The organism is Krasilnikovia cinnamomea, from assembly GCF_004217545.1.
GTDB lineage: Bacteria > Actinomycetota > Actinomycetes > Mycobacteriales > Micromonosporaceae > Actinoplanes > Actinoplanes cinnamomeus.
On the sequence record NZ_SHKY01000001.1, the window covers coordinates 4,398,094 to 4,425,034 of the forward strand.

Below are 26,941 nucleotides of genomic sequence, written 5' to 3' on the forward strand. Positions count from 1 at the left end.
TACCGGAAACCCGGTACGGTGATGCCGTGCCGAGGCCGACGACCACCGCTCGCCGTGAGCTCGGCGGCGAGTTGCGCCGGCTCCGGGGCGAGCGCCGGGGCGCCACCGTGGCGGCCGCGCTCGGCTGGTCCGAGTCCAAGCTGAGCCGCATCGAGACCGCCCGTACCGGCATCCGCGACGCCGACCTCGATCGCCTCCTGGCCGCGTACGGGGTTACCGGCGATGACCGGGTCCGCCTGCAGGACCTGGCCCGGCGCGGCCGCGCCCGGGTCTGGTGGAACGCGTACCGCTCCGCGGTGCCCGACCCGTACGACGAGTACGTGGCGCTGGAGGCGGAGGCGGCCGTGCTGCGCGAGTGGGAGGCCCAGGTGATACCGGGCCTGCTGCAGACCGACGAGTACGCCCGCGCGGTGATCGAGGTCGGCGCGGACCGGACCGATCCGGAGACCGTGCAGCGGCGGGTGGCACTGCGGATGGCGCGCCAGGCCGTGCTGACCCGCGAGGCTCCGCCCCGGCTGTGTGTGGTGCTCGATGAGGCGGTGCTGCACCGGCGGGTCGGTGGCTCGGCCGTCATGCGGCGCCAGCTGCACCGGCTGCACGACGCGTGTGGACGGCCCGGGATCGAGGTGCGCGTGCTGCCCTTCGCCGCGGGGGCGCACGCGGCGCTGGCCGGGTCCTTCATGGTCTTCGAGTTCGGCGTCCCCGGCCGGTCCGACGTGGCGCACGTCGAGGACGCCACGGGCGGCGTGTTCCGGGACCGCCCCGCCGAGGTGCAGATGTACCGCAGGTTCTTCACCGATGTGTGGCAGCGGGCGCTCGACCCGGTCGCCAGCCGTGACCTGGTCGCCCGTACGGGGGAGGGCCTGGACTGACTGCTCATGCGTTGGGTCGGATGGCTATTCAATGAAAGTCTCCGGAAGGGGCATGGCGTTGCAGCAGAACCTCGGGGCGGCCCCCGCCTGGCGCAAGAGTGCGCGCAGTGCGGCCAATGGCCACTGTGTCGAGATCGCCCGGGCGATGGAAGTCGTCCTGGTCCGCGATTCCCAGGACCCCGAGGGGCCGGTGCTGGCCTTCGACGCCACCGGCTGGGCCACCTTCCTGGCCGGGGTGCGCGCGGGCGAATTCGACCGCCGACCGGCCGACTGACCCGGCGGTGCCGGGCCATCAGGCCTGTGACCTGGTGAATAGTCGGTCGGCTTGACGGGAGGGCCGCCGCCCCGAGTAAGGTAATCCGAACCTTAGTTAGGAATGCCTTAGCAACGTGCTCGCGGCCGACCCCTCGACCGGCGACGCCCCGGAAGTCGGAGTGCCATGCTCGCCACCTACCTCATCGGCCTGCGCGAGGGGTTGGAGGCCACTCTGGTGGTCAGCATCCTCGTCGCCTTCCTGGTGAAGTCACAGCGCAAGGACCGGCTGCCGCAGGTCTGGCTCGGCGTCGGCGCGGCGGTCGCGCTGTCCGTCCTCTTTGGCTGGCTGCTCAGCTACACCCAGACCACATTGCTGCGCGACTACGACGACCGGGAGCTGTTCGAGGCGGTCACCTCGATCGCCGCGGTCGTCTTCGTCACCTGGATGATCTTCTGGATGCGCCGGGCCGCCCGGGGCATCGCCGGGGACCTGCGGAGCAGGCTGCACGACGCGCTCGCGGTCGGCTCGTTCGCCGTACTGATCATGGCTTTCCTCGCGGTCGTCCGCGAGGGCCTCGAAACCTCCATGATCTTCTACGCGGCCGTGCAGGGTGCCGACGTCAACGGCGGCCCGCTGTACGCCCTGCTCGGCGGCATCGCGACCGCCATCGGTATCGGCTACCTGCTGTTCGCCACCGCCGTCCGGATCAACCTCACGGTGTTCTTCACCTGGACCGGCGCCCTGCTCATCCTCGTGGCCGCCGGCATCTTCAAGTACGGCGTGCACGACCTGCAGGAGTCCGGCGTGCTGCCCGGCATCGGCACCATCGCCTACCACGCGGCGGGCGTCCTCGACCCGTCGACCTGGTACGCCGCCCTGCTTTCCGGGATGTTCAACATCACCGCCGAACCGACCGTGCTGGAAGTCGCCGCCTGGGTCGCGTACGCCGTGCCCGTACTCGTGCTCTTCCTCTGGCGGCCCCGTCGCGCCGCGGCCCCCGCCGCCGCCCCGGCGACCGAGGCGGGCGCGACAGCGGCCCCCGAGGCCGCGACGACCGGCCCCGCGCTGGCCGCGCACTCCGAGCCGCAACCGCAGTCCGCCCCGGCGCCCGCGCCGCAACAGTAGGAGAACCCCCGCACCATGCGCAGCACCCGTTTCCTCGCCCTCGCCGCCGTCGGCACCCTCACCGGCGGCGCCCTGGCCGCGTGCACCAGCGACAAGACCGACGGCGCCGCGGCGGCCGGCGGCCCGATCGCGGTCACGGCCACCGACTCCGCCTGCGAGCTGGCCCGCACCACGCTCGACGCGGGCACGGCGGTCTTCAAGGTCACGAACTCCGGTGCCAAGGTCACCGAGTTCTACGTCTACGCCGACGGTGACCGGGTGATGGGCGAGGTGGAGAACATCACCCCGGGCCTGTCCCGGGAACTGCGCGTCGAGCTGCCCGCCGGCGCATACCAGGCGTCGTGCAAGCCGGGCATGGTCGGCCAGGGCATCCGCACCGCGCTGACGGTCTCCGGTTCGGCCGCGCCGCTGGCCGAGGACGCCGCGCTGGCCCAGGCCAGCGCCGACTACTCCCGGTACGTGCGGTCGCAGTCCACCGCGCTGGTCGACAAGACGGCCGAGTTCGTCGCCGCCGTCAAGGCGGGCGACGTGGCCAAGGCCAAGGCGCTGTACCCGGTGGCCCGCACGTACTTCGAGCGGATCGAACCGGTGGCCGAGATCTTCGGCGACCTCGACCCGAAGATCGACGGCCGGGAGGACGGCGCCACCAAGGAACTGCCGTTCACGGGCTTCCACCGGCTGGAGAAGGACCTGTGGGTCGGCGGCGACGTGAGCAAGGACGGCGCCATCGCCGACCAGCTCGACGCCGACGTCCGCGCGATCGCGGCGAAGGCCCAGGCCGAGAAGCTGTCCCCGCTGCAACTCGCCAACGGCGCCAAGGAACTGCTCGACGAGGTCGCCAACGGCAAGATCACGGGCGAGGAGGACCGGTACTCGCACACCGACCTGTGGGACTTCGCGGCCAACGTGGAGGGCTCCAAGGCGGCCGTCGCGGCGCTGCGCCCGGCGCTGGTCAAGCGCGACCCGGCGCTCGTGAAGTCCATCGACGAGGGCTTCGCCAAGGTGGACGCCGAGCTGGCCAAGTACCGCGTCGGCGACGGCTGGAAGCTGCACAACCAGCTGTCCGAGGCGCAGCTCAAGGGCCTGTCCGACGCGATCAACGCCCTGGCCGAGCCGATCAGCAAGGTCGCCGGCGTCATCTCCGGGAAGTAGGGATCGCGATGACTGAGAGCACGGTCAGCCGCCGCCGCGCCATCGCGCTGGCGGGCGCCGGGGTGGCCGGCATCGCCGGGGCGGCCGCGGTCGGCGGCGCCGTCGTGCGTACCGCGGAGCAGTCCCACCCCGCGCAGGCCGGTGCCGCCGCCGCGGACGCCATCGCCTTCACCGGGGCGCACCAGGCCGGCATCGTCACCCCGGCCCAGGACCGGCTGCACTTCGTGGCGTTCGACGTCGTCACGAAGGACCGGGCCCGCCTGGTGCGGATGCTCAAGGACTGGACCGCGGCCGCGGCCCGGCTGACCGCCGGGCGCGACGCCGGGGAGATCGGCGCGGTCGGCGGCATCCTGGAGGCGCCGCCGGACGACACCGGCGAGGCGATCGGACTGCCGGCGTCCGGGCTGACCCTGACGGTCGGCTTCGGGCCCACCCTGTTCCGCGACGCCGCGGGCAAGGACCGCTTCGGTATCGCGGCGCAGCGGCCCGCCGCGCTGGTGGACCTGCCGCACTTCCCGGGCGACCTGATCGAGGCGCCCATCTCCGGCGGCGACATCTGCGTCCAGGCGTGCGCCAACGACCCGCAGGTGGCCGTGCACGCCATCCGCAACCTGGCCCGGATCGGCATGGGCGTGGTCACGGTCCGGTGGTCGCAGCTGGGCTTCGGCCGTACCTCGTCAACCACCAGGGACCAGGCCACCCCGCGCAACATGTTCGGCTTCAAGGACGGTACGGCCAACCTGAAGGCCGAGGAGACCGACCTGCTGCGCGATCACCTGTGGGTGCAGCCCGGCGACGGGCCCGCCTGGATGACCGGCGGCGCGTACGTGGTCACCCGCAAGGTCCGGATGCTCATCGAGACCTGGGACCGGACCTCCCTGGGCGAGCAGGAGGACATCATCGGCCGGACCAAGGGCAGCGGTGCGCCGCTGGGCCGGGCCGACGAGTTCGACGAGCCCGACCTCGAGGCGAAGCGGCCCGACGGCGAGCCGGTCATCGCGATCGACTCGCACGTACGGCTGGCCCACCCGACCCAGAACTCGAACGCCCGCATGCTGCGCCGCGGCTACAACTTCGTCGACGGCTCCGACGGGCTCGGCCGGCTCAACGCGGGCCTGTTCTTCATCGGCTACCAGCGCGACCCGCGCACCGCGTTCGTCCCGGTCCAGCTGAATCTCGCGCGACACGACGCCATGAACGAGTACGTCCGGCACGTCTCGAGCGGTATCTTCGCCTGTCCACCCGGCGTCACCGGCGCCAGCGACTACTGGGGGAGCACCCTCTTCGCGTGACCCCGGGTGGCAAGATCGCCTGGGGCGCTTCCACCGGAACCGGAGAGGCAGTGCAATATTGGACCACATGAGAGCCCGGGTACTGGTGGTCGACGACGACCCCGCGCTGGCCGAGATGCTCGGCATCGTGCTGCGCAGCGAAGGATTCCTGCCCTCGTTCGTGGCCGACGGCGAGCGCGCGCTGTCCGCCTTCAGGGAGAACCGGCCGGACATCGTCCTGCTCGACCTCATGCTGCCCGGGATGAGCGGCATCGACGTGGCGCGGGCCATCCGTGGGGAGTCGGGCATCCCGATCGTCATGCTGACCGCTAAGAGCGACACGGTCGACGTCGTGCTGGGCCTGGAGTCCGGCGCGGACGACTACGTGGTCAAGCCGTTCAAGCCCAAGGAGCTGGTGGCCCGGATGCGGGCCCGGCTGCGCCGGGGCGAGGACGCCGCACCGGAGCTGCTCACCATCGGGCCGCCCGGCAACCAGATCACGATCGACGTGCCCGCGCACACGGTCGCCCGCGACGGCGACGAGGTGAAGCTGACCCCGCTCGAGTTCGACCTGCTGGTCGCGCTCGCCCGCAAACCGCGCCAGGTGTTCACCCGTGAGGTGCTGCTGGAGCAGGTGTGGGGCTACCGGCACGCCGCCGACACCCGGCTGGTCAACGTGCATGTGCAGCGGCTGCGCGCCAAGATCGAGCCCGACCCGGAGCGCCCGGAGATCATCCTGACCGTGCGCGGGGTCGGCTACAAGGCGGGCACGGGCTAGAGCGCCCAAGATTGGCAGGTAAGACCCAGGCAGGACGGCAGGTCGCACAGCGGGACAGGCCGTCCACAGGCCGACGCGGGGCGGGTCGGCGACCGGCTAACCTAGCCGGGAGATGCGCGCTCCGTCCTGGCTCCCCATGCCCGTCCGCCGCCTGCTGCGGCTGGTGCGGCGCTATTGGCGTGTCCTCGTTCGGGGGGCCCGCCGCACCGCGGCGCCCGCCCGCCGCGCGTGGCGGCGGTCCCTGCAGGCCCGCGTCATCACCATCACCCTAGTCGCGTCCAGCCTGCTCGTCGGCGGCTTCGGCTGGTTCGTCGCGGACCGCAGCGCCAAGATCCTGCTCAACCGCGCGCAGGACGAGGTCGAGGCGCAGATGCGCACGAAGGTGGACTACGCGTACCACCAGCTCACCGTGCACCGGCAGGTCTTCGACCCGAAACTGCCCTCGACGATGCGCGCCACGGTCGACCACCTGGCCGACGGCAACCCGGCCGAGAACGGCGGCGCCATCGTCACGCTGCGCGCCGCCGAGTATCCCGATCTCAAGCCGGTCAGCTCCACCAACTTCGACACCTCGCAGTTGATCACCCCCGAGCTGGTCAAGGCCGTGGCCGGGCGCGGCGGCGAGTATCAGCAGATCCGTACGGCCGAGATCGCCGGGGTGCAGACGAAGTTCCTGGTGTCCGGGTCCCCGGTGCCGACCAGCTTCGGCCACGTCGAGCTGTACTACCTGGTCCCGCTCACCACGGAGGACCGGGCGGCCAACCAGATCCGCACCACGGTGCTGGTCACCGGCCTGACCCTGGTGCTGCTGCTGGGCATCGTCGCGCTTCTGGTGACCCGGCTGGTGGTGACCCCGGTCCGGGACGCCGCGCGGACCGCCCAGCGCCTCTCCGCCGGCCTGCTGGATCAGCGCATGAAGGTCTCCGGCGAGGACGAGCTCGCCCTGCTGGCCGCGTCGTTCAACCAGATGGCGGCAAACCTGCAGCGGCAGATCGTCCGGCTGGAGGAGATGTCGCGGCTGCAGCGCCGGTTCACCTCCGACGTGTCGCACGAGCTGCGCACCCCGCTGACCACCGTACGGATGGCCGCCGACCTGATCTTCACCGAGCGCGACGAGTTCGACCCGGCGGTGGCGCGCAGCGCCGAGCTGCTCCAGGCCGAGCTGGACCGCTTCGAGAGCCTGCTCACCGACCTGCTGGAGATCAGCCGGTTCGACGCCGGCTTCGCGGCGCTGGACGCCGAGCACACCGACCTCGTGCCGATCGTGCAGCGGGTCACCGAGCGGCTCACCGGGCTCGCCGAGCGGGTCGGCGTGACGATCGAGCTGCGCCTGCCGGACACCCCGGTGATCGCCGAGGTGGACCCGCGCCGGGTCGAGCGGATCCTGCGCAACCTCGTCGGCAACGCCGCCGAGCACGGCGAGGGCAAGCCGGTCGAAGTGACCCTCGCCTGCGACGACGCTGCCGTGGCGGTCACCGTCCGCGACCACGGGGTGGGCCTCAAGTCGGGGGAGGAGCGGCTGGTGTTCAACCGGTTCTGGCGCGCCGACCCGTCCCGGGCCCGGCAGACCGGCGGCACCGGCCTGGGCCTGTCCATCAGCGTGGAGGACGCGCGGCTGCACGGCGGCTGGCTGGAGGCGTGGGGCAGCCCCGGCGCCGGCGCCCAGTTCCGCCTCACCCTGCCCGTACGCTCCGGGGACCGGCTGGTGGCCGCGCCCCTGCCGCTGATCCCGCGCGACCGCGACCCGCTGTTGGCCGGTCCCACCGCCGCGCCGGAGGCCGGTGCGGAGGCGCCCGCGCCCGCGCCGGAGGACCGCGCGGCAGCGCCGGCGCCCGCACTCGCCGCTCGGGAGACGGCCGTGCCCGTGGCGGAAGCCGCCGGGACGCCCGCCCCTGGCGCCTCGGGCACCGTGGCGGCCGATCCGGCCGAGGTGATCGGATGAGACGGCCACGGCGTCCGCTGCGCCTGCTGCTGGCCGGCGCGGTGCTGGCCGCGCTGGGGCTCGGCGGCTGCGGCATCCCGGACAACAGTTCCGTGCTGCCGATCGGGCCCGGCCCGACCACCGGCACGTCGTCGGGCAACGACGTCCCGCCCACCCGCAACGACCGCGAGGCCACGCTCGACAAGGCGCAGTTCGTCCAGTACTACCTCCAGGCCGCCGCCGGAGTCTTCGACGACGCCCCGAACCGGGTACGGCGGTTCCTGCCCCCGCCCACCGCGGCCGCCTTCAAGCCGTCACCGGACATCCACGTGGTCCGCCAGATCGAGAAGCCCCTGGTCAACCCGGGCAGCGACAACGTGACCGTGAAGGTGCAGCAGGTCGGGGTGCTGGGCCGCAACGGCATCCTCGATCCCACCCCGAACGAGCCGGTCGTCGAACATCACCTCGTGGTCGGCACGGTCGCGGGCCAGTCCGGGCTGTTCATGCGGAAGGCGCCGCCGCAGTTGCTGATCAGCGACGAGGCGTTCACCAACTTCTACGTCCAGCGGACGATCTACTTCTGGAACACCGAGCGCACCGGCCTCGTCCCGGACGTGCGCTACATGCCGCTGAGCGTGCCCAGCGAGCAGCAGCCCACGGAGATCCTCCGGTGGCTCAGCGCCGGGCCCGCGCCGTGGCTCGCCGAGGCAGTCGACCCGCTGCCCGACGGCACCACCGCGATCGGCAACGTGCCCGCCGTCAGCAACGACAAGCTCCAGATCAACCTCAGCGATCAGGGCATGTCGCAGGAGGACTCGCGCGTGCTGGACCGGCTGCGGCGGCAGCTGATGTGGTCGTTGCGGCCGAACCTGCCCCGGGTGCTCGAGCTGCGCATCGGCCACAGCGACCCCATCGACTACACCGACATGGACTACCTGGCCAGCAACTTCGCGTACCGGCTGACGGACCGGCCGGAGCGCTTCGTGGTGTTCGACGGGCGCATCCGGCGACTGTCCGGCTCGGCGGGGGCCACGGAGCCCGTGCCGGTGCTGACGCCGGCGGACAACCGCAACGTCCGGGACGCCGCGATCAGCACGTCGTCCAGCGACGCGTACGCGGCCGTGGTGGTCGGCGAGGCCGGGGGCAAGCAGAGCCTGAAGGTAGGCACCGGCCGGATCGGCGGGCAGGCGCCGTTGCGCCGGGTCACGCTGCCCGGGTCGCTCGGTCACCCGGCGTGGGCGGTGACCCCGGACCAGCGGTCCGGCACCGCGTTCGGCCTCATTCCGGCGGGTGGGGCGTTGTACGGCTTCACCGCCGCGGGCGGGCCGGCGCGGCGCATCGACGTCTCCGTCGATGCCGGCCCCGTCAAGGCGGTGGCGATCGCCCCGGACGCGCACCGGGTCGCCTTCGTGGCGGGCGGGCGGCTCTACGTGACCGTGCTGGCGACCAGCGGCGACACCGTGCAGCTCAGCGCCCCTCGGCAGATCCGCACCCCGCTGCGCGAGGTCACCGCGGTGGACTGGAGCGGTGAGGGCTGGCTCTCCGTGGCCGGGGTCCGGGCCGCCACCAAACGTGTGGCGATCATGGACGTGTCGGTCGACGGCGTCCTGGAGTACGACCGGTTGCAGGACCTGGGCACGGAGGCGGTCAGCCACCTCACGGCGTACCCGGCGAACCCGGCGACCGGGCGGGTCACCTCCAACTCGGTCAGCTACGTGCAGGGCGGCGTCGCCTACGACGCGCTGTTCGAGGCGGTCAAGATCACCGTGGCGAACCTCGCCGAGCCGGTGCAGAACCCGCCCGCCGGGGTCGCCCCCACCGCCCCGTTCTTCCTCAACTGACGTGCCCGCAGCGGAGCTGCTGGCGGGGCTGGCGGATCTGGTGCTGCCCACGGCGTGCGCCGGGTGTGGGGCGGAGCGGGTGCCGTTGCGGCTCGGCACCTGCGCGGAGTGCGTCGTCGCCCTGGAGGGGCTCACCCCGTACCCGGTCGTGCCGGTGCCGCCGCCGAGCGGTATGCCGCCGTGTACCGCGGTCGGGCCGTACGCCGGGGCGTTGCGGGGCGTGCTGCTGGCGTACAAGGAACGGGGCCGGCACCGGCTGGCCCGGCCGCTCGGCGCCCTGCTGGCGGGCGCGGTCGCGGCCGCGGCGGTCCGGGCCGGGGCCGCGACCGGGGCGCCGTTGCTGATCGTGCCGGTGCCCTCGACCGCGGCCGCCGCCCGGCGGCGGCACGGAGATCATCTGGCGCGCCTGGCCGGGCACGCGGCATGCCGCCTGCGCGCCGCCGGCTGGCGCGCCGAACTGGCGCGGCCGTTGCGCGCCGCGCCCCGGCCCGACTCGGCGGATCTGGGTGCGCTCGCCCGGGTGGCCGTGGCTGAGAGTTCGCTGCGAATCAAGGCGACCCGGATCGGCATTTCGCAGCGGCGATCGACGATGAGAGGCACGCTGGTGGTGGTGGACGACATCGTCACCACGGGCGCCACGCTCGCCGCGGTGGCAACTCGGCTCACGGAGGCGAACATGCAGGTTGCGGGCGCTGCGGTGCTGGCCGCGACGCAGCTGCGCCGGGCTCACCGGGGCAGCGATCGGAGCTCGCGCCGGCCGGTCGCGGACCGGGCCCAAAGTCCCGAAGCGCTTCCCCGAACGAGGGGTGACTGGGGCGCATCCGCACGTTAGCGTCTTGATGACGAGGGTAAGTGCCACGATTTACCCGCCACCGGAAGCCGGCGTCGCGAGACCGACCTGCCGCTTCGGAAAGGAGTCGTCTTCCAGCCATTGGCCCGGCCCCTGCCGGATTCCCGTGAACCCGGCATCGCCGCAGCCATACCACGTCGCAGTACGGCGCCCCCGGTACCGCCGGGCGCGCGCAGAACGAAACGTTGGGGGAGGTCACGAGTGGACATTGTCGTCAAGGGCCGCAACGTAGAGGTTCCGGACCATTACCGGGTGCACGTCAAGGACAAGCTGAGCAAGGTCGAACGCTACGACCACAAGTTGATCCGGACCGACGTAGAGCTGTTCCACGAGCGCAATCCGCGGCAGTCCGACAACTGCCAGCGCGTGGAGATCACTGTGGTGACCCGCGGCCCGGTTGTGCGGGCCGAGGCGACCGCCAAGGACTTCTACGCCGCCTTGGACGTAGCGATCAACAAGCTCGACGCCCGGCTCCGGCGTGCCGCCGACCGCCGCCGCGTGCATCGCGGCCGCCGCGCACCGGTCTCGGTGGCCGCCGCCACGGCGGGTCTGCCCACCGACCTGCCGGACGTCGAGGCGAGTGAGGACGCGCTGGCCGAGCACGACGACAACCGCCCATACCGCATCGTGCGCCATAAGGAACACCCCGCGGACCCGATGACCGTCGACGATGCGCTGTTCCAGATGGAACTCGTCGGACACGACTTCTATCTCTTCCACGACAAGGAAAGCGGCCGGCCCAGCGTCGTCTACCGGCGCCGCGGGTACGACTACGGCATCCTCAGCCTGGAATCCACGCCCTGAGCGGGCCTCCGGCCGGTGCGCGAGCCCAACGCCCGTGCGCCGGCCGACGATCGCCCGCCACCTGACTCGACGTCACCGCCCACCCGCGGGCACGTCACCGGTCGAAGCCGGCCGCCTCCCGGACCAGGTCCTCCGCCAGCAGCGCGAACTGCACGTCGTCGCTGCGGAGGCCGTTCGCCCCGGGCAGCCGGGAGCGCAGGAACGCCTCCCGGCGGAAGCCGGCCTTCTCCAGCACCCGCTGGGAACCGGCGTTGTCCGGCAGGGTGCCCGCGACCAGGCGCGCGATGCCGGTCTCCGCGAACGCCCACAACGCCAGCAGCTGCACCGCCCGCGTCTGGTAGCCACGCCCACGGAACGCGGGCAGCATGCTGTAGCCGATCATCGCCTGCCCGGTGACGGGTTCCTGGTAGAAGAGTCCCAGGTTGCCGGCCGGGAGGCCGCTGGCCGTGTCGACCACCACCAGGTCGGCGCGGTCGCCGTTGAGCCAGTGCGCCGCCGCCCACGCGCACCGGCGGCGGATCTCCTCCGCGTCCGGGGGCACCGGTGGCACGATCGTGGCCACCACGTCCGGCACCGTGTGCAGTTCGGTGTAGAAGGCGATGTCGTCGCCGGTCAACGGGCGCAGCGTGACCACCCCGTCGGTGAGTTCCCCGCCGGGCAGGTCCGGCAGCAGCCGCGGCGTCGGGCCCGGCGGATCGCCGGCCAGCCGACCGTACGCCAGCAGGTCGTCGCGGTCGCCGTCACGGCGGGGCACGGCACCACGGCGTACGCCCTCGCGGCGGAACCCGGTCGCCAGCGCCACCCGCTGGCTGGCCGCGTTCTCCCAGTGGGTGAGCACCTCCAGCCGCGCCACGCCGGCGGCGAAGGCGTGGTCCGTCAGCGCCCGCACCGCCGCGGTCGCCACCCCACGGCCACGGGCGCCGGGCGACACCCAGTAGCCCAGCTCGGCCTGCCGCCGGGCGGCCACCACCCGTTCCAGTCCCACGCCGCCGAGCACCCGGTCCGTGGCCGGGTCGGTGATCGCGTACGCGCAGCCGCCCAGCGCGAACGCCTCCGGCACCGCCTCGCGCAGGAAGAACTCGCCGTGCTGGCGTTCGAAGGGCGCCGGCAGCGAGGGCATGAAACGCTGGGTGAGCGGGTCCGCGTAGCCCGCCACCACCGCGTCGAGGTCGTCCGGGCGGTAGATCCGCAGCCGTACGCCATCCCCCTCGATCGTCGGTACGATCATGCGGCGCCTTCCTTCCGCGTCGTCTCCTCCGGCAGCAGTGCCGCGACCCAGCAGTCGCGGCGGCCATCATCGCGGCCCAGCCCCGCCCTGGCTATTCCCTCGATGGTGAACCCCGCCCTCTCGGCGACCCGCCGGGAACCAGGGTTTGCCACCTCGGCGCGCCATTCGAGGCGGCGCAGCCCGAGCGCGGCGAAACCCCACGCGGAGATGGCGCGCAGGGCTTCGGTGGCGTAACCGCGGCCGCGGACCTGCGGCGCGATGACGCAGCCGATCTCCCCGACGGCCGGGTCGGTGGGGCGCACCCGGACGTCGATCGAGCCGACGCAGGCGTCGTCGCGGTCCGCGACGACGAAGACCGCCTCCTCGCCGCGCGCCCACAGCGCCGGCACCTCCGCACGCACGTACGCGGCAAGCCGCGCCTCCGCCGACGGGCTCCCGACGGGCCGCGTCTCCACTACCGGGCTCTCCACGGGCCGCGCCTGCGCCACCAGGCCTTCGATCGGCCGGGCCCCCGGTAGCGGGCGCTCGGCGGGCCAGGCCCGCGCCGGCGGGTCGTCGGTGGGTTGCGCCGGCCGGTATGGGCCGCCGAACCAGCGGACCGACTCGGGGTCGGCCAGCGCCCGGGCCAGCCCGGGCAGGTCCCGCTCGGCCGGCCGGCGCAGCGTGACCGGACCGGCCGGCAGGGTGGGCGGCGGGCGGCCGAACGTGTACGCCGTGCGCCGCACCCAGTCCGCGACCTCCCAGCCGGGCGGGGTGAGCTGCCCCGGCAGCAGCCAGCCGAACCACTCGTCGACCCGGGCGCCGTCGCGCGGGCGCCGGTGTGCCGGGACGACACCCGCCACGGTGAACCCGAGCCGCAGGCCGGTCAGCCGGGAGGCGTGGTTGCCCACCGCGGCGCGCCAGTCGACGCGGGCCAGCCCGAGCCGGTGAAAACCGAACTCCAGCAGCACCCGACCGGCCCGCTCGGTGATCCGGCGCCCGCGCGCCCACGGTGCCGACCAGTAGCCGATCTCCGCGCTGCCGGCCCGCTCGTCGACGCCGTGCAGGGCCACCGAGCCGAGCAGCTCACCGGTCGCGGCGGCGGTGACCGCGCCGCCGTACGTCGTACCGTCCGCCAGCCCCGCGCTGGCGGCGTCGATGAACTCCCGCGCGTCAGACAGCGTGTACGGCACCGGCGAGCTGTTCGCCCAGCGGGAGATCTCAGCGTCGTCGCGGGCCCGGACCAGCTCCCCGGCGTCCGCGCGGCGGAACCCGCGCACCACCAGCTCGCCGGCGCGCAGCTCGAACGGGGCCACCCGGCCATCCTGCCGGACTCGCCGGGCGCCGGTGTGCGCTGTCAGCGAACGACCGGCCGTGTTTCGCCATGTTTGCACGGTTAACGGGAGGCTCGGGTCACAGACCGCTCGCCGAGGTGCCTACGATGGGGGCGCAGACTGGTCTAGGGAGAGTTGGCCCGTGTCGATATTGGAAAAGGTCCTCCGTGCCGGTGAAGGACGCATGGTGCGCCGGCTCAAGGCGATCGCGGACGCCGTCAACTCGATCGAGGACGACTACGTCGACCTGACCGATGATGAGCTGCGCGACCTGACGGAGCAGTTCAAGCAGCGCTACGCCGACGGGGAGTCGCTGGACTCGCTGCTGCCCGAGGCGTTCGCGACGGCCCGGGAGGGTGCCCGCCGGGTGCTCGGTCAGCGGGCGTACGACGTCCAGATCATGGGTGCGGCCGCCCTGCACTTCGGCAACATCCCGGAGATGAAGACCGGCGAGGGCAAGACCCTGACCGGCGTCTTCCCGGCGTATCTGAACGCGCTGTCCGGCAAGGGCGTGCACATCATCACGGTGAACGACTACCTGGCGCAGCGCGACGCCGAGTGGGTGGGCCGGGTGCACGTGTTCCTCGGGCTGACGGTCGGCGTGATCCTGCCGAACCGGCCCGCCGCCGAGCACCGTGCCGCATACCAGTGCGACATCACGTACGGGACGAACAACGAGTTCGGCTTCGACTACCTGCGCGACAACATGGCGTGGTCGCGGGACGAACTGGTGCAGCGGGGTCACAACTTCGCGATCGTCGACGAGGTGGACTCCATCCTCATCGACGAGGCCCGGACCCCGCTGATCATCTCCGGCCCGGCCGAGCACTCCGCCCGGTGGTACGGCGAGTTCGCCTCGATCGTCAAGCGCCTGGAGAAGGGCACGGAAGGGTCGGGCGACTACGAGGTCGACCACGCCAAGCGGACGGTCGCGATCTCGGAGCGCGGCGTCGCCCGGGTCGAGGACCGCCTCGGCATCGACAACCTGTACGAGTCGGTGAACACCCCGCTGGTCGGCTACCTCAACAACGCGATCAAGGCCAAGGAGCTCTACAAGCGCGACAAGGACTACATCGTCACCCAAGAGGGCGAGGTCCTGATCGTCGACGAGTTCACCGGCCGCATCCTGCACGGTCGCCGCTACAACGAGGGCATGCACCAGGCCATCGAGGCCAAGGAGGGCGTCGAGGTCAAGCAGGAGAACCAGACGCTGGCCACGATCACGCTGCAGAACTACTTCCGCCTCTACGACAAGCTGGGCGGCATGACCGGTACGGCGCAGACCGAGGCCGGCGAGTTCAACAAGGTCTACAAGGTCGGCGTCGTGACCATCCCGACGCACCGCCCGATGGTCCGCATCGACCACCCGGACGTCATCTACAAGACCGAGAAGGCCAAGTTCACCGCGGTCGTCGAGGACATCGCCGAGCGGCACGGCACCGGCCAGCCGGTGCTCGTGGGCACGGTGTCGGTGGAGAACTCCGAGATCCTGTCGCAGTTGCTGCGCCGCCGCGGCATCCCGCACAGCGTGCTGAACGCGAAGTTCCACGCCCAGGAGGCGACGATCATCGCCCAGGCGGGCCGCAAGGGCGCGGTCACGGTCGCCACCAACATGGCCGGTCGCGGCACGGACATCCTGCTCGGCGGCAACCCCGAGTTCCTGGCCTCCTCCGAGCTGCACCAGCGCGGCCTGGACCCGGTGGAGAGCCCCGAGGAGTACGCCAAGGCGCTCGAAGAGGTCATGCCCGCCTGGAAGGAGGCGTGCGAGGCGGAGGCCGCCGAGGTGCAGGCCGCAGGCGGCCTGTACGTGCTGGGCACGGAGCGGCACGACTCCCGGCGCATCGACAACCAGCTGCGCGGCCGCTCCGGCCGTCAGGGCGACCCCGGCGAGTCCCGGTTCTACCTGTCCTTGCAGGACGACCTCATGAAGCGGTTCCGGGCCGGTGCGGTCGAGGCCGTGATGGAGCGGTTCAACATCCCCGAGGACGTGCCCATCGAGTCGAAGATGGTCACCCGGCAGATCCGCAGCGCGCAGACCCAGATCGAGGCGCAGAACGCGGAGATCCGCAAGAACGTCCTCAAGTACGACGAGGTGCTCAACAAGCAGCGCCAGGTCATCTACGCGGAGCGCCTGCGGGTGCTCAACGGCGAGGACATGCACGACCAGGCCCGGCACATGATCGACGACGTGGTCTCCGACTACGTCACCGCCGCCACCGCCGACGGGTACGCCGAGGACTGGGACCTCGACCAGCTGTGGACGAACCTCAAGCGGCTCTACCCGGTCGGCGTCACGATCGACAACCTCGTCGAGGAGTCCGGCGGTGAACGCCACACCCTCGACCAGGAGTTCCTCATCGCGCAGCTCAAGCAGGACGCGCAGCGCGCGTACGACGCGCGGGAGGAGGAGCTGGGTCCGGAGGCGGTGCGTGAGCTGGAGCGCCAGGTGCTCCTGGCGGTGATCGACCGCAAGTGGCGCGAGCACCTGTACGAGATGGACTACCTGCAGGAGGGCATCAGCCTGCGGGCGTACGCCCAGCGCGACCCGGTTGTCGAGTACCAGCGCGAGGGTTTCGACATGTTCGCGCAGATGATGGACGGCATCAAGGAGGAGGCGGTCGGCTTCCTGTTCAACCTGGAGGTTCAGGTCGAGGAGCAGCCGACGGTCACCGTGGACCCGAGCCAGGCCGTCCCGCTGCCGGCCAGCGCCGCCGCCGGGGGCGACGGGCAGGTCGAGGTACGGGCCAAGGGCCTCGGTGGGGGCAACCGCCCGCAGCACCTGCAGTACACCTCGCCGGCCATCGACGGGGAGGCCGGTGCCGGGACTCCGGTGGTGCAGGAGGAGGGCGCGCCGGCCCTCGGCATCGGCGGCTCGCCCGTGCCCGCCAGCCCCGCGCACACCGCGGCCGCCCGCAGCGCCCGCAGTAGCGCGGGTCAGGCCCAGGCCAGCAGTGGCCCGTCGCGCAACGCGCCCTGCTACTGCGGCTCGGGCAAGAAGTACAAGCGCTGCCACGGCGCCCCCGGCGCTGTCTGACCGCTCGCATCTTCGACGGCCCGCGGGGAATCCCGCGGGCCGTCGCCGTTGTCGGCGGCCTGCCTGGCTCGGGTGGCGGCGAGCGGGCACCGGTCCACCACGACCGCCGGAACCGTCGATCTCAGACCAACTGCAGGGTCGTTGTCAGCCAGGACTGGTCGTGCAGCTCGAGGCGGAGCGCCAGTGCCCACGTCCGGCCGCCCGTGACGAGTAGGACCGTCGCCTCCACGGCGCCGGGCCGGGGCTCGCACAGGCGCAGCCGCAGCACCGCCGCCGGGGCGGCGCCGCGCCCGTGCCGATCGGTGGCGCGGCGCGAGCCGGCCCGGCGCAGCTCCGCCACCCGGTGTACCCCGGTCACCGCCTGCGCGACCACGCGGGCCGCCTGCGCCGGAAGCGTCAGGCGGCGCAGGTGCGCGGCCGGACGGTACCCGTTGAGCACCTCGACGAACGCGCTCACGAACCGGTGCACCGCCACCCGCGCCTCCCCGGATACCCCACCCGGCGTCGTTCTCGCCGCCCCGACGCCCGCCACGGCGGGTGCCGCACCGGCGCCCCTCGCTGCCGCGGGTGCCGCACCGTCGAGCGGGGCGGGCGCCGGGGATCCGGGCCACCGGAACGCTGGCTGGTGGGCCGGTGCCCACACGGACGGATCCAGTTCGTCGTCGAAGGGGGGATCGCATTGCGGCACGGGGCGGATCCGGATCGGCGGCCTGGGCCCCCGTGGTGCCACTTCGACCGTCGTCACACCGCACCATCCATCCCGTTGGTTGGAGGCGTTTCTCTGCGTTTGCTTTCGTTTGCCTCCGGTCACCGAGTGTGCCGAACCCCATGCGTACCCGTCAATGCCCAATGTGGAGCGGTGGGATCCGTGGTGGGGAGGTCAGTCGGAGTCGCGCTCGATCAGGGGGTTCTGCTGCACCCAGTCGGCGGTCTCGGAGTACTTGCGCTGGATGTACTCCTCCAGCTTCGCGCGTTCGACGCGCCACTGACCCCGCCCGCCGACCTTGATCGCGGGCAGTTCGCCGCTGCGGACCATGTGATAGACCTGCGAGTCCGTGACGTTGAGTTCGGTGGCCACGTCGGACAGCAGTAGAAACCTGGCCTCCACGCGCCTCTCCCGGCTCGACGACGATGGGCCTCAGTCTGCCACCGGTGCGGCGGCGGCGGTCGGGCCGGTGACCGCGCGGTCCGGCAGCGGGCTGGAGTACACGACGCTCGTGGTGACCGAGCCGAGCCCGGCGATCCGCCCGGTGACCTCCTCCAGGTGCCGCATCGACCGGGCCAGGACCTTGAGGACGAAGCAGTCCTCCCCGGTGACGTGGTGCGCCTCGACGATCTGCGGGGTGCTGTCCAGCAGCGCGTGGAACGGCCGGTAGTTGCCCGTGGGATACCGCAGCCGGACCAGCGCCATGATCGTCAAGCCGACCCGGGCCGGATCGACGGCCGCCCGGTAGCCGGTGATCACCCCGGTCTCCTCCAGGCGGCGGACCCGCTCGGCCACCGCGCTGGGTGACATCGCCACGATCCGGGCCAGGTCGGCGTAGCTGGCCCGCCCATCCGCCTGCAACGCTTCGACGATCCGCCAGTCGGTGCGATCCAGTGTTGATTCCACGGCCATCAGGCCATAGTACCGGTGAAGCAACGGCGGATCGCCGACCGGGCCGTTGGTCGGTAGTGCCGGCCGGCCCTTCCCATCCGTACCGTTTTGGCCATGATTCTCGAACCGCAACGCGCCGCCGCCCTGTTCGCCGAGCGCCTCGCCACCCAGACCGACGCGTCCGACGTGCACGCCGCCCTGGCCTCGGGCGAACCCGGATTCGTCCTGCTCGACGCCCGCGCGCTGGACGCCTGGAACCAGGGCCACATCCCCGGCGCGCGGCACCTGCCGCACGCCGAGATCCCCGCCCGCGCCGCCGACCTGCTGGACCCGGCCGTGCCGGTGGTCACCTACTGCTGGGGGCCGGGCTGCAACGGCGCCACCCGGGCTGCCCTCGCCCTGTCGCTGCTCGGGTACACCGCCCGCGAGATGATCGGCGGCGTCGAGTACTGGGCCCGGGAGGGCTTCCCGCTGCGTGGCGCCGACGGCGACGCCACCCGCCCGGCGGACTCGCTGGTCGCCCCGGTGGGGTCGAGCTGTGCATGTTGATCGGCCACGATCGTGACACGCGTGGTGGGTTGGACTTCCGCCGTGGCCCTCGACGGTGTACTACAGGGACGGTCCAACCACAGGGGGAGAAGAGTGCCGATCACCGATCTGGTCCGGGTGTACGTCCCGGCGACCGTGCCGATGCTGGCCGCCCTGCGCGCGTCGGGCCGGCTCGGCGACGGCCCGATGGTCGCGCACGCGGTCACCCCGGCGCTGCGCGAGTGGTACGCCGAGGGTGACGAGGAGGAGCTGGAGTACGTGGCGTTCACCCGCGCCGCCCAGGGCGCCCTGCACCTGCTGCGACTGGACACGCAGGCGCCGCGGCGCCGGGTGGTCGTCTCGGCCGACGTGCCGTCGGCAGCGCTGGTCCGCGAGGACGTCGAACTTGGATCGAGCGAGGTACGTCTGCCGCAGCCGGTGGCGCTCACCGACGTGGCCGCGATCCACGTGGACGGCGAGGAGGCGGTCACCGAGGTCGCGGCGGCGGCCGAGGTGGTGGACGAGGCGCTCGCGGGCGACCCGGACGCGCAGTTCACCGTGGACGGCGCCGAGGACCACGAACTCGAGTGGTACGCGGTCTCCGAGCTGGACGAACTGATCTAGGACGGGCTGCTCTCCGGCGCCGCGGGCGCGTCCTCGTCGTCCGGCGCCGGCCCAAGCGTGCGGCCGAGCAGGACGATGGCGCTGATCGCCCCCACGAACAGGACGATCAGGGCGTTGTTGAGCCGGGCACCGCCGAGCATCCGCTGCACGGTCAGCTCCAGCTCGCTGACCCGCCCGGCGAGGTCGAGCACCCGGGCACCCGCGGTCCGGGCCAGGATTTCGGTGAGCGCCAGCAGCAGGCCGGGGCCGGCGCCCGCGAGGGCGTACATCGGCCAGCGAAGCTGTCCCGGTGCCGAGCGGCGCAGCACCAGGAAGGACACGCCCCCGGCGGCGAGGCCGCCCAGCACGGACTGGGTGAGCGAGAACCAGCCCGCGGCCGAGGTCTGGGAGGCGGAGCTGGTGCCCGCGCCGAACAGGTCGAGCAGCGGGACCTGCGCGACGTTGAGCGCGAAGCCGACCGCGAAGACCGCGATGGCGGCCCAGCACGCGGCGGCGACCACCCGGGGCTCGCGGAAGCCGGCCAGTGCGCCGCCGAACGTCGCGGCGGCCGCCACGGTGCCGCCGGCCACGGCGTACACCCAGCCCGCGGTGTTGATCGTGATGATCGGGACCGCGCCGAGCGCGCCCAGCGCCAGCCCCGTGCCGATGGTGACCGCGAAGCGCGCGCCCGCGCCGCGGGCGCGGCGCCCCACCAGGGCCAGCACCGCGAGGGCCCCGGCCGCGCCCGCGACCAGGCCCGCGGAGACGATCCCGGGCAGCGCGTACGCGGTGACGACCACCTCGGTCTCGGCGTCGGCGCGCCCGGTGATGGCGGCCCGGGCCGACCACAGCATCGCGGCCAGCCACAGCAGGCCCACGGCGGCCAGCGCAATCCCGGCGAACGGCGCGCGCTCGCCCGATCCGGTGGAAACGGCCGTGTCCTGCTGCGATGTCATGCCGGTCAGGGTACGCGTGACCGACTGAGCGCCGGTTCCGGCCGTGCAAGGATGGATCGAGTCGGCCGGAGACCCCCTGAGCCGGAGACCCCCAGGACCGGAGACCCCGGAGAAGGAGTGCGAGATGGACGCCCAGCTTTCCGTGCCGGAGCCACGGAACGAGCCGGTACGCGGCTACGCCCCCGGCAGTGCCGAGCGGGCCTCGTTGCAGGCACGCGTGGACGCCATGCGGGGCGAGCGCGTCGAGCTGACCATGACGATCGACGGCAAGCAGTCGATGGGGTCCGGACCGGAGATCGAAGTGGTCCAGCCGCACCGCCGCCACCACGTCCTCGGGGTGCTCGGCAACGCGGACCGCTCCGACGCGGCGGCGGCCGTCGCGGCGGCCAAGCGGGCCGCCCCCGGCTGGCGGGCCCTGCCGTACTCCGAGCGGGCCGCGGTCTTCCTGCGCGCCGCGGAGCTGCTGGCGGGGAGCTGGCGCGACACGCTGAACGCGGCGACGATCCTCGGCCAGTCGAAGTCCGCGTACCAGGCGGAGATCGACGCGGCCTGCGAGCTGATCGACTTCCTGCGCTTCAACGCCGCGTTTGGCCAGCAGGCCCTCGCGGAGCAGCCGAAGTCGGCGCCCGGCATCTGGAACCGGTTCGACCACCGGCCGCTGGAGGGCTTCGTCTACGCGATCACCCCGTTCAACTTCACGGCGATCGCGGGCAACCTGCCGGCCGCGCCCGCGCTGATGGGCAACACGGTGATTTGGAAGCCGTCGCCCACGCAGCAGCTGTCGGCGCACTACACGATGCGGCTGTTCGAGGCGGCCGGGCTGCCCCCGGGCGTGATCAACCTGGTGACCGGCGACGGCCTGGCGGTCTCCGACGTGGTGCTGGCCGACCCTGACCTGGCGGGCATCCACTTCACCGGCTCGACCGCGACGTTCCGTCACCTGTGGCGCGAGGTGGGCAGCAACATCGACCGGTACCGGTCGTACCCGCGGCTGGTCGGCGAGACCGGCGGCAAGGACTTCGTGTTCGCGCACGCCAGCGCGGACGCCGACGCCCTGCACACCGCGCTGCTGCGCGGCGCGTACGAGTACCAGGGCCAGAAGTGCTCCGCGGCGTCCCGGGCCTACATCCCCCGCTCGATCTGGGAGGGCGGGCTGCGGGACCGGCTCGCGGCTTCGGCGGCCTCCATCACGTACGGTGACGTCACCGACCTGTCCACGTTCGGCGGCGCCGTGATCGACGGGCGGGCTTTCGCCAAGCACGCGGCGGCCCTGGACCGGATCAAGAACAGCGCGGCCTGCACCGTGCTGGCTGGCGGCACGGCCGACGACAGCGAGGGCTGGTTCGTCGCTCCCACGCTGGTGGAGTGCACCGACCCCACCCACGAGGTGTTCACCACGGAGTACTTCGGCCCGATCCTCGGCGTGTACGTGTACTCCGACGGCGCCGAGGAGGCGACGATCGCGCAGGCCGACGCGGCCTCGCCGTACGCACTGACCGGGTCGGTCTTCGCCACCGACCGGGCCGCGATCGACCGGATCGGGGCGGCGCTGCGCTTCACGGCGGGCAACTTCTACATCAACGACAAGCCGACCGGCGCGGTCGTGGGGCAGCAGCCGTTCGGCGGCGCCCGGGGCAGCGGCACGAACGACAAGGCGGGCTCGATCCTGAACCTGCTGCGCTGGGTCTCCCCGCGGACGATCAAGGAGACCTTCGAGCCGCCGACGGACTGGCGCTACCCGCATATGGGCTGATTGTCCGGTATGGGGGCCGTTGCGTGTTTTCCCGTGACGGCCCCACTTGCCGGAAGGCGGTCCGCCCGGAGATTTTGGTGATTTTGTGGCTGTTATCGACTGCGAGCGCCGTCTGACCGTTTTCCTGGGCCATCTTACCAGGTCACAGGCCTGGTCATGAGGAAAACGCCTGGTACAGACCCTCCTGGTCGGACTGTCTGTGCGGGACAGTCGTTTGTGGAGACGCAAAATGGACGGATCGGGCGAAATCCTGGACGCCGGAGCAACAAAGTGGCAGCTTAGAAGGCATGCCCGACACTCAGATCAATCCCACGGCTGCCGCTCTGCTCGGCCTGCTACACGAGGGGCCGATGACCGGCGGACAGCTCATGGCGGCTGCCGAACGCCGCCTCGGGCCCTACTGGTCGATGACGCGGAGCCAGGTCTATCGCGAACTGCCCGTCCTGGCCGAGATGGGGTTCGTCCGCCTTGGCAAGCCCGGGCCACGGTCCAGCCAGCCCTATGCCCTCACCGCCTCCGGCAAGCGCGCCTTCAGCCGGTGGCTCGCCGAGGCGCCCGGCCGCGACGCGATCCGTAACCCGGTCGCCCTGCGCGTGGCGTTCGGTCAGCAGAGCTCCGGCACCCAGCTCAAGAGCCTCTACGTCGGCGCCAACGAGTACCACTCGGAGGCCCTGGCCATGGCCCGCGAGCAGGCCAAGGAGGCCAAGAAGGCCGGCGACCAGTACGGAGCCGCCGCGCTGGAGTTCGCGGTCGCCTATCACAAGGCGGCCCTCAGCTGGCTCAAGGCCGCACCGGCCTCATAGCCCATCGGCCAGGGGACGCCGCCGCACCTGCCGGATGGTGCAGCACCGTGCCGCCCGGCAGGGAATGCCGCCGGGCGGCGCGTAGTCTTATCTGTCGTGAGTGCAGCCGACTATCCCGAACAGCTCAAGGCCCTCGACGCCACCCTGCGCAACATCGAGAACGTCCTCGACGTCGACAGGTTGCGCCGGGACAAGGCGGAGCTGGAGGAGCAGGCGTCCGCGCCGGACCTGTGGGACGACCAGGCCCGGGCCCAGGAGGTCAACTCCCGGCTGGCGTACGTCTCCGGGGAGATCTCCCGGCTGGAGAAGCTGCGTTCCCGCCTCGACGACGCGGGCCTGCTGCTGGAGCTGGGCGAGGCGGAGGCGGACGAGGCGTCGATCGCGGAGGTCGGCGACGAGATCGTCGCGCTGACCAAGGCCATCGACGAGATGGAGGTCCGGACCCTGCTCTCCGGGGAGTACGACTCCCGGGAGGCGGTCGTGGCCATCCGGGCTGGTGCGGGCGGCGTGGACGCGGCGGACTTCGCCGAGATGCTGCTGCGGATGTACCTGCGCTGGGCCGAGCGGCGCGGCTACCCCACGGAGGTCTACGACACCTCGTACGCCGAGGAGGCTGGGCTCAAGTCCGCCACCTTCGCGGTGAAGGTCCCGTACGCGTTCGGGACGTTGAGCGTCGAATCGGGCACCCACCGGCTGGTACGGATCAGCCCCTTCGACAACCAGGGGCGGCGCCAGACCAGCTTCGCCGGCGTCGAGGTGATGCCGGTGGTGGAGCAGACCGACCATATCGAGATCCCCGAGAACGAGATCCGGGTCGACGTCTACCGTTCGTCGGGGCCTGGTGGACAGAGCGTGAACACGACCGACTCCGCGGTGCGACTTACCCACGTCCCGACCGGCATCGTCGTCACGTGCCAGAACGAGAAGTCCCAACTGCAGAACAAGGCCTCCGCGATGCGGGTGCTGCAGGCCCGCCTGCTGGAGCGCAAGCGCCAGGAGGAGGAGGCCAAGCTGGCCGGCCTCAAACAGGACACCACGGGCTCCTGGGGCGATCAGATGCGGTCATACGTGCTGCATCCGTACCAGATGGTCAAGGATCTGCGGACCGAGCAGGAGACCGGCAACCCGTCCGCGGTCTTCGACGGGGAGATCGACGCCTTCATCGAGGCGGGCATCCGCTGGCGCAAGCAGAAGCAGCTCGCGGGCTGATCCGATCGGCCGTTCGGCGGGCCTGCGGTGATCGCCGGTGCAAAATTACCGGCCCCGGGCGGCTTGGCGTTTCGGTTACACCGCGTAGACTCTGCTCCCGTGATTCAGCTCGAGAACGTGACGAAGACGTACCCCAAGGCGTCTCGGCCGTCGCTGGACGATGTCAGCGTCGGTATCGAGAAGGGTGAGTTCGTCTTCTTCATCGGCCCCTCCGGTTCCGGCAAGTCGACGATCATCAAGCTGCTGCTGCACGAGGTCTCCCCGACCCACGGCCGTGTGATGGTCAACGCCAAGGACGTCACGTCCATGCGGTCCTGGAAGATCCCGCACTTCCGGCGCTCCATCGGCTGCGTGTTCCAGGACTTCCGGCTGCTGCCGAACCGTACGGCGTACGAGAACGTGGCGTTCGCCCTCGAGGTGATCGGCAAGACCAAGGCGGTCGCCCGCCGGGTCGTGCCCGAGGTGCTGGAGCTGGTCGGCCTCGGCGGCAAGGAGCACCGGTACCCGCACGAGCTCTCCGGTGGTGAGCAGCAGCGTGTCGCGGTCGCCCGGGCGTTCGTGAACCGGCCGCTGATCCTGCTGGCCGACGAGCCCACCGGAAACCTCGACCCGGACACCTCCATCGAGATCATGCGGCTGCTGGACCGGATCAACCGGACCGGTACGACCGTCGTGATGGTCACGCACGACTCCAACATCGTCAACCAGATGCGCCGCCGGGTCATCGAGATCGAAAGCGGACGGATCGTTCGCGACCAGGCCCGTGGCGTCTACGGCTAGTGCCGGGCCCCGCAGAAGAGTCGTAATCGATGTGAGACGCGGAGTCCCGGAAGGAACCCCCCGATGCGCCTGAAGTACGTCCTCAACGAGGTCCTCGTGGGCCTGTGGCGAAACGTCACGATGACGGTCGCCATGATCATCACCATGTCGGTGTCGCTGACCATGCTCGGCGCCAGCGTGCTGATGTACATGCAGGTCGACCAGATGAAGAAGTACTACTACGGGGAGATCCAGGTCTCGATCTTCCTGAAGAAGGATGTCACCGACGCGCAGCGGACGGCCATCAACCAGGCGATCGACAACAACCCGCTGGTGCTCAGCAAGGAGTACGAGAGCCGTCAGCAGGCGTTCGAGAAGTTCAAGGTGCTCTGGCAGGATTCGCCGGACTTCGTCAAGTCGGTGACCCCGGACAGCCTGCCCGAGTCGTTCCGGGTCAAGCTGAAGAACCCGGAGGAGTACAAGACCTTCGCGGATCAGATCCAGAGCCAGCAGGGCATCCAGGACATCGTCGACCAGCGGCAGCTGCTCGACAAGGTGTTCAAGATCTTCAACTCGATCCAGCTGATGTCCCTCGTGACGGCCGCCGTGATGGCGCTGGCCGCGCTGTTGCTGGTGGGCAACACGATCCAGGTGGCCGCGTACAGCAAACGTCGCGAGGTGGCCGTCATGAAGCTGGTCGGCGCGTCCAACTGGTTCATCCAGGCGCCGTTCGTGCTGGAGGCGGTGGTGGCCGGCCTGATCGGCGCGATCTTCGGCTTCGTGGCGCTGTTCGTCGGAAAGCTGGTGCTGCTCGACGGGCAGCTGCAGGCGCTGACGAAGATCCTCACCCCCGTACCCACCGGCAACGTCATGCTGATGTTGCCGCTGCTGGCGGCGGTCGGGGCCGGGGTCAGCGCGGTCACCGCGTGGGTGACGCTCCGCTTCTACCTGAAGGTCTGACAAGGGCCGCGTACGCACCTTTGTTGCGATTAGTCAGTATATGGTGACCCCTCGTGAGGGGTCTCCCGCGACGTAGCCGGTCCGCGCTGCTCGGCGCCTGCCTGGCCGTGCTCACCACGGCCGGGCTCGGCCTGGCCGGACCGGCCCCCGCGGCGGCCGATAGCAAGGACGACCTGCGGCGCGCCACCCGGGCCGTCCAGCGGGCCGAGGCCGTACTGGAGAACGCCACCACGGCCGCCCGGTCCGCCGCCCGCCGCCTCACGGTCGCCACGGCCGCCCTGCCCGCCGCCCAGCGCCGGGTCGCCACGGCCCGGGGCGCGGTGGCCGCCACGCAGACCGTGGCCAACACCGCCCGCCGCCGCGCCGACGCCACCCGCGCCGCGTACCGGGTGGCCGCCGATCGCTTCGCCGCCGCCGAACGCCGGGTCGAGCAGGGCCGCGAACGGGTCGACGAGATCGCCACCGCCACCTACATGGGCGCGGGCTTCACCGGCGTGAACGTGCTGATCAGCGCCACCGGGCCGCAGGACCTCCTGGACCGGATGAGCCTGGTCGGCCAGGTCATGGCCAAGCAGCAGGACGAGGTCGACGCCCTGGTCGAGGCCCGGCGCGACGTCCGCAGCGAGCAGGACCGGGCCGGGCTCGCCCGGCGCGTCGCCGACGAGGCCGCCCGCGCCGCCGCCGACAAGCTCGCCAGCGCCCGTACGGCGCAGGTCAGGGCCGAGCAGGCCCGGGTGGCCGTGGTCCGGCTGACCCAGTACCGGCGTACCGCGTTCCGGGCCGCCCGGGCGCAGCGCGCCGCCGTCCTGGAGCGCTACCGCGAGGCCAAGGTGCAGGAACAGCGCATCCGGGAGGCCCTGCGCCGCGCCCAGAACGGCCCCGACGCCATCCGCGGGGTGTACGTCGGCGGGCAACTGCTGATGCCCGTTCGCGGCGCCTGGAAGTCCAGCGACTTCGGCTGGCGCTACGACCCGTGGTTCCACGTGTGGCAGTTGCACGCCGGCACGGACTTCGCCGCCGACAGCGGCACCCCGATCCGGGCCGCCGCCGCGGGCCGGGTCATCCAGGCCGGCTGGTACGGCGGATACGGCAACTACACCTGCATCAGCCATGGCCGGCTCCAGGGCGCGGGCTTCACCACCTGCTACGGCCACCAGTCCAGGATCGGAGTGCACCCCGGCCAGTACGTCAGCCGTGGCGAAGTCATCGGCCGGGTCGGCAGCACCGGCGCGTCCACCGGCGCGCATCTGCACTTCGAGACCCGCATCGGCGGCGTACCGCGAAACCCGCTGCGCTACCTGCCGGGCTGTCTCTGCTGAGCGGTAGCA

Annotated in this window: 25 protein-coding genes; 19 read left to right on the top strand and 6 right to left on the bottom strand. The window is 71.8% G+C overall.

The window, feature by feature from the left end; all coding sequences use genetic code 11:
• The first annotated feature begins 26 nt into the window (after positions 1–26).
• From EV385_RS19980 to hpf, 10 genes are all read left to right on the top strand, one after another.
• Positions 27–872, top strand: coding sequence for a helix-turn-helix domain-containing protein (locus tag EV385_RS19980; protein ID WP_130510839.1), 846 nt, complete (start codon positions 27–29; stop codon positions 870–872).
• A 52-nt stretch (positions 873–924) separates the two neighbouring features.
• On the top strand, positions 925–1,146 hold the full coding sequence (locus EV385_RS19985) for a DUF397 domain-containing protein (RefSeq protein WP_207229879.1): 222 nt from the start codon (positions 925–927) through the stop codon (positions 1,144–1,146).
• 165 nt (positions 1,147–1,311) lie between these two features.
• Positions 1,312–2,253 carry an iron uptake transporter permease EfeU gene (efeU, locus tag EV385_RS19990; protein ID WP_130510840.1) on the top strand — a complete coding sequence of 314 codons (942 nt, stop codon included), beginning with the start codon at positions 1,312–1,314 and terminating at the stop codon, positions 2,251–2,253.
• Positions 2,254–2,268: 15 nt separating this feature from the next.
• Positions 2,269–3,405 (top strand): iron uptake system protein EfeO, encoded by a 1,137-nt coding sequence (efeO, locus tag EV385_RS19995; RefSeq protein ID WP_130510841.1) that lies wholly within the window; start codon positions 2,269–2,271, stop codon positions 3,403–3,405.
• An 8-nt stretch (positions 3,406–3,413) separates the two neighbouring features.
• Entirely contained in the window at positions 3,414–4,697 is a 1,284-nt protein-coding gene (efeB, locus tag EV385_RS20000; protein WP_130510842.1) for an iron uptake transporter deferrochelatase/peroxidase subunit, read from the top strand.
• 67 nt (positions 4,698–4,764) lie between these two features.
• On the top strand, positions 4,765–5,454 hold the full coding sequence (mtrA, locus tag EV385_RS20005) for an MtrAB system response regulator MtrA (protein ID WP_130510843.1): 690 nt from the start codon (positions 4,765–4,767) through the stop codon (positions 5,452–5,454).
• Between the two features lie 136 nt (positions 5,455–5,590).
• Positions 5,591–7,396, top strand: coding sequence for an MtrAB system histidine kinase MtrB (mtrB, locus tag EV385_RS20010; RefSeq protein ID WP_130513440.1), 1,806 nt, complete (start codon positions 5,591–5,593; stop codon positions 7,394–7,396).
• Positions 7,393–9,216 (top strand): LpqB family beta-propeller domain-containing protein, encoded by a 1,824-nt coding sequence (locus EV385_RS20015; protein ID WP_130510844.1) that lies wholly within the window; start codon positions 7,393–7,395, stop codon positions 9,214–9,216. The genes mtrB and EV385_RS20015 overlap by 4 nt, the downstream gene beginning before the upstream one ends.
• 40 nt (positions 9,217–9,256) lie before the next feature.
• Positions 9,257–10,048 carry a ComF family protein gene (locus tag EV385_RS20020; protein ID WP_130513441.1) on the top strand — a complete coding sequence of 264 codons (792 nt, stop codon included), beginning with the start codon at positions 9,257–9,259 and terminating at the stop codon, positions 10,046–10,048.
• 219 nt (positions 10,049–10,267) lie between these two features.
• Positions 10,268–10,870, top strand: coding sequence for a ribosome hibernation-promoting factor, HPF/YfiA family (gene hpf, locus EV385_RS20025; protein WP_130510845.1), 603 nt, complete (start codon positions 10,268–10,270; stop codon positions 10,868–10,870).
• Between the two features lie 94 nt (positions 10,871–10,964).
• On the opposite strand, the gene EV385_RS20030 is transcribed toward hpf, so the two are convergent.
• Together EV385_RS20030 and EV385_RS20035 are read right to left on the bottom strand one after the other, a co-directional pair.
• Positions 10,965–12,098: a GNAT family N-acetyltransferase gene (locus EV385_RS20030; RefSeq protein WP_130510846.1), complete on the bottom strand. Its 1,134-nt coding sequence runs from the start codon at positions 12,096–12,098 to the stop codon at positions 10,965–10,967.
• On the bottom strand, positions 12,095–13,393 hold the full coding sequence (locus EV385_RS20035) for a GNAT family N-acetyltransferase (protein WP_165449534.1): 1,299 nt from the start codon (positions 13,391–13,393) through the stop codon (positions 12,095–12,097). Before EV385_RS20035 ends, EV385_RS20030 begins: the two co-directional genes overlap by 4 nt.
• A 160-nt stretch (positions 13,394–13,553) precedes the next feature.
• On the opposite strand from EV385_RS20035, the gene secA reads away from it, so the two are divergent.
• Positions 13,554–16,445 carry a preprotein translocase subunit SecA gene (gene secA / locus EV385_RS20040; RefSeq protein ID WP_130510848.1) on the top strand — a complete coding sequence of 964 codons (2,892 nt, stop codon included), beginning with the start codon at positions 13,554–13,556 and terminating at the stop codon, positions 16,443–16,445.
• Positions 16,446–16,566: 121 nt separating this feature from the next.
• Here secA and EV385_RS20045 read toward each other — a convergent pair whose 3' ends face one another.
• From EV385_RS20045 to EV385_RS20055, 3 genes are all read right to left on the bottom strand, one after another.
• The gene (locus tag EV385_RS20045; RefSeq protein WP_341273961.1) at positions 16,567–16,920 is read right to left on the bottom strand and encodes an Rv3235 family protein; all 354 of its coding nucleotides are present in this window, start codon (positions 16,918–16,920) and stop codon (positions 16,567–16,569) included.
• 405 nt (positions 16,921–17,325) lie between these two features.
• The gene (locus EV385_RS20050) at positions 17,326–17,553 is read right to left on the bottom strand and encodes a helix-turn-helix domain-containing protein (protein ID WP_130510849.1); all 228 of its coding nucleotides are present in this window, start codon (positions 17,551–17,553) and stop codon (positions 17,326–17,328) included.
• A 30-nt stretch (positions 17,554–17,583) separates the two neighbouring features.
• On the bottom strand, positions 17,584–18,063 hold the full coding sequence (locus tag EV385_RS20055; protein WP_130510850.1) for an Lrp/AsnC family transcriptional regulator: 480 nt from the start codon (positions 18,061–18,063) through the stop codon (positions 17,584–17,586).
• A 93-nt stretch (positions 18,064–18,156) separates the two neighbouring features.
• Here EV385_RS20055 and EV385_RS20060 point away from each other — a divergent pair, with 93 nt between their 5' ends.
• Both EV385_RS20060 and EV385_RS20065 read left to right on the top strand, forming a co-directional pair.
• Positions 18,157–18,591: a rhodanese-like domain-containing protein gene (locus EV385_RS20060; RefSeq protein WP_130510851.1), complete on the top strand. Its 435-nt coding sequence runs from the start codon at positions 18,157–18,159 to the stop codon at positions 18,589–18,591.
• Between the two features lie 141 nt (positions 18,592–18,732).
• Positions 18,733–19,194: a DUF6912 family protein gene (locus tag EV385_RS20065; protein ID WP_130513443.1), complete on the top strand. Its 462-nt coding sequence runs from the start codon at positions 18,733–18,735 to the stop codon at positions 19,192–19,194.
• Here the strand turns inward: EV385_RS20065 and EV385_RS20070 are convergent.
• Complete coding sequence (locus EV385_RS20070) at positions 19,191–20,129, bottom strand: hypothetical protein (protein WP_130510852.1); 939 nt, start codon at positions 20,127–20,129, stop codon at positions 19,191–19,193. The genes EV385_RS20065 and EV385_RS20070 overlap by 4 nt on opposite strands.
• Positions 20,130–20,253: 124 nt before the next feature.
• On the opposite strand from EV385_RS20070, the gene pruA reads away from it, so the two are divergent.
• From pruA to EV385_RS35735, 6 genes are all read left to right on the top strand, one after another.
• Positions 20,254–21,882: an L-glutamate gamma-semialdehyde dehydrogenase gene (pruA, locus tag EV385_RS20075; RefSeq protein WP_130510853.1), complete on the top strand. Its 1,629-nt coding sequence runs from the start codon at positions 20,254–20,256 to the stop codon at positions 21,880–21,882.
• A gap of 287 nt (positions 21,883–22,169) precedes the next feature.
• Positions 22,170–22,685, top strand: a complete 516-nt coding sequence (locus tag EV385_RS20080) for a PadR family transcriptional regulator (protein WP_130510854.1) — start codon at positions 22,170–22,172, stop codon at positions 22,683–22,685.
• 96 nt (positions 22,686–22,781) lie between these two features.
• Positions 22,782–23,894, top strand: coding sequence for a peptide chain release factor 2 (gene prfB / locus EV385_RS20085; protein WP_130510855.1), 1,113 nt, complete (start codon positions 22,782–22,784; stop codon positions 23,892–23,894).
• 99 nt (positions 23,895–23,993) lie between these two features.
• Positions 23,994–24,674, top strand: coding sequence for a cell division ATP-binding protein FtsE (ftsE, locus tag EV385_RS20090; RefSeq protein ID WP_130510856.1), 681 nt, complete (start codon positions 23,994–23,996; stop codon positions 24,672–24,674).
• 63 nt (positions 24,675–24,737) lie between these two features.
• Entirely contained in the window at positions 24,738–25,613 is an 876-nt protein-coding gene (ftsX, locus tag EV385_RS20095) for a permease-like cell division protein FtsX (protein ID WP_130510857.1), read from the top strand.
• Between the two features lie 53 nt (positions 25,614–25,666).
• On the top strand, positions 25,667–26,932 hold the full coding sequence (locus tag EV385_RS35735; protein ID WP_278044997.1) for a M23 family metallopeptidase: 1,266 nt from the start codon (positions 25,667–25,669) through the stop codon (positions 26,930–26,932).
• The last annotated feature ends 9 nt before the right edge of the window (positions 26,933–26,941 follow it).

Excerpts from the sequence above, each read along its gene's own strand:
- EV385_RS19985 (WP_207229879.1), top strand. The coding sequence starts at position 925 with ATGGCGTTGCAGCAGAACCTCGGGGCGGCCCCCGCCTGGCGCAAGAGT.
- efeU (WP_130510840.1), top strand. The coding sequence starts at position 1,312 with ATGCTCGCCACCTACCTCATCGGCCTGCGCGAGGGGTTGGAGGCCACT.
- efeO (WP_130510841.1), top strand. The coding sequence starts at position 2,269 with ATGCGCAGCACCCGTTTCCTCGCCCTCGCCGCCGTCGGCACCCTCACC.
- efeB (WP_130510842.1), top strand. The coding sequence starts at position 3,414 with ATGACTGAGAGCACGGTCAGCCGCCGCCGCGCCATCGCGCTGGCGGGC.
- mtrA (WP_130510843.1), top strand. The coding sequence starts at position 4,765 with ATGAGAGCCCGGGTACTGGTGGTCGACGACGACCCCGCGCTGGCCGAG.
- mtrB (WP_130513440.1), top strand. The coding sequence starts at position 5,591 with ATGCCCGTCCGCCGCCTGCTGCGGCTGGTGCGGCGCTATTGGCGTGTC.
- EV385_RS20015 (WP_130510844.1), top strand. The coding sequence starts at position 7,393 with ATGAGACGGCCACGGCGTCCGCTGCGCCTGCTGCTGGCCGGCGCGGTG.
- EV385_RS20030 (WP_130510846.1), bottom strand. The coding sequence starts at position 12,098 with ATGATCGTACCGACGATCGAGGGGGATGGCGTACGGCTGCGGATCTAC.
- EV385_RS20055 (WP_130510850.1), bottom strand. The coding sequence starts at position 18,063 with ATGGCCGTGGAATCAACACTGGATCGCACCGACTGGCGGATCGTCGAA.
- EV385_RS20060 (WP_130510851.1), top strand. The coding sequence starts at position 18,157 with ATGATTCTCGAACCGCAACGCGCCGCCGCCCTGTTCGCCGAGCGCCTC.
- EV385_RS20065 (WP_130513443.1), top strand. The coding sequence starts at position 18,733 with ATGCTGGCCGCCCTGCGCGCGTCGGGCCGGCTCGGCGACGGCCCGATG.
- EV385_RS20070 (WP_130510852.1), bottom strand. The coding sequence starts at position 20,129 with ATGACATCGCAGCAGGACACGGCCGTTTCCACCGGATCGGGCGAGCGC.
- pruA (WP_130510853.1), top strand. The coding sequence starts at position 20,254 with ATGGACGCCCAGCTTTCCGTGCCGGAGCCACGGAACGAGCCGGTACGC.
- EV385_RS20080 (WP_130510854.1), top strand. The coding sequence starts at position 22,170 with ATGCCCGACACTCAGATCAATCCCACGGCTGCCGCTCTGCTCGGCCTG.
- ftsX (WP_130510857.1), top strand. The coding sequence starts at position 24,738 with ATGCGCCTGAAGTACGTCCTCAACGAGGTCCTCGTGGGCCTGTGGCGA.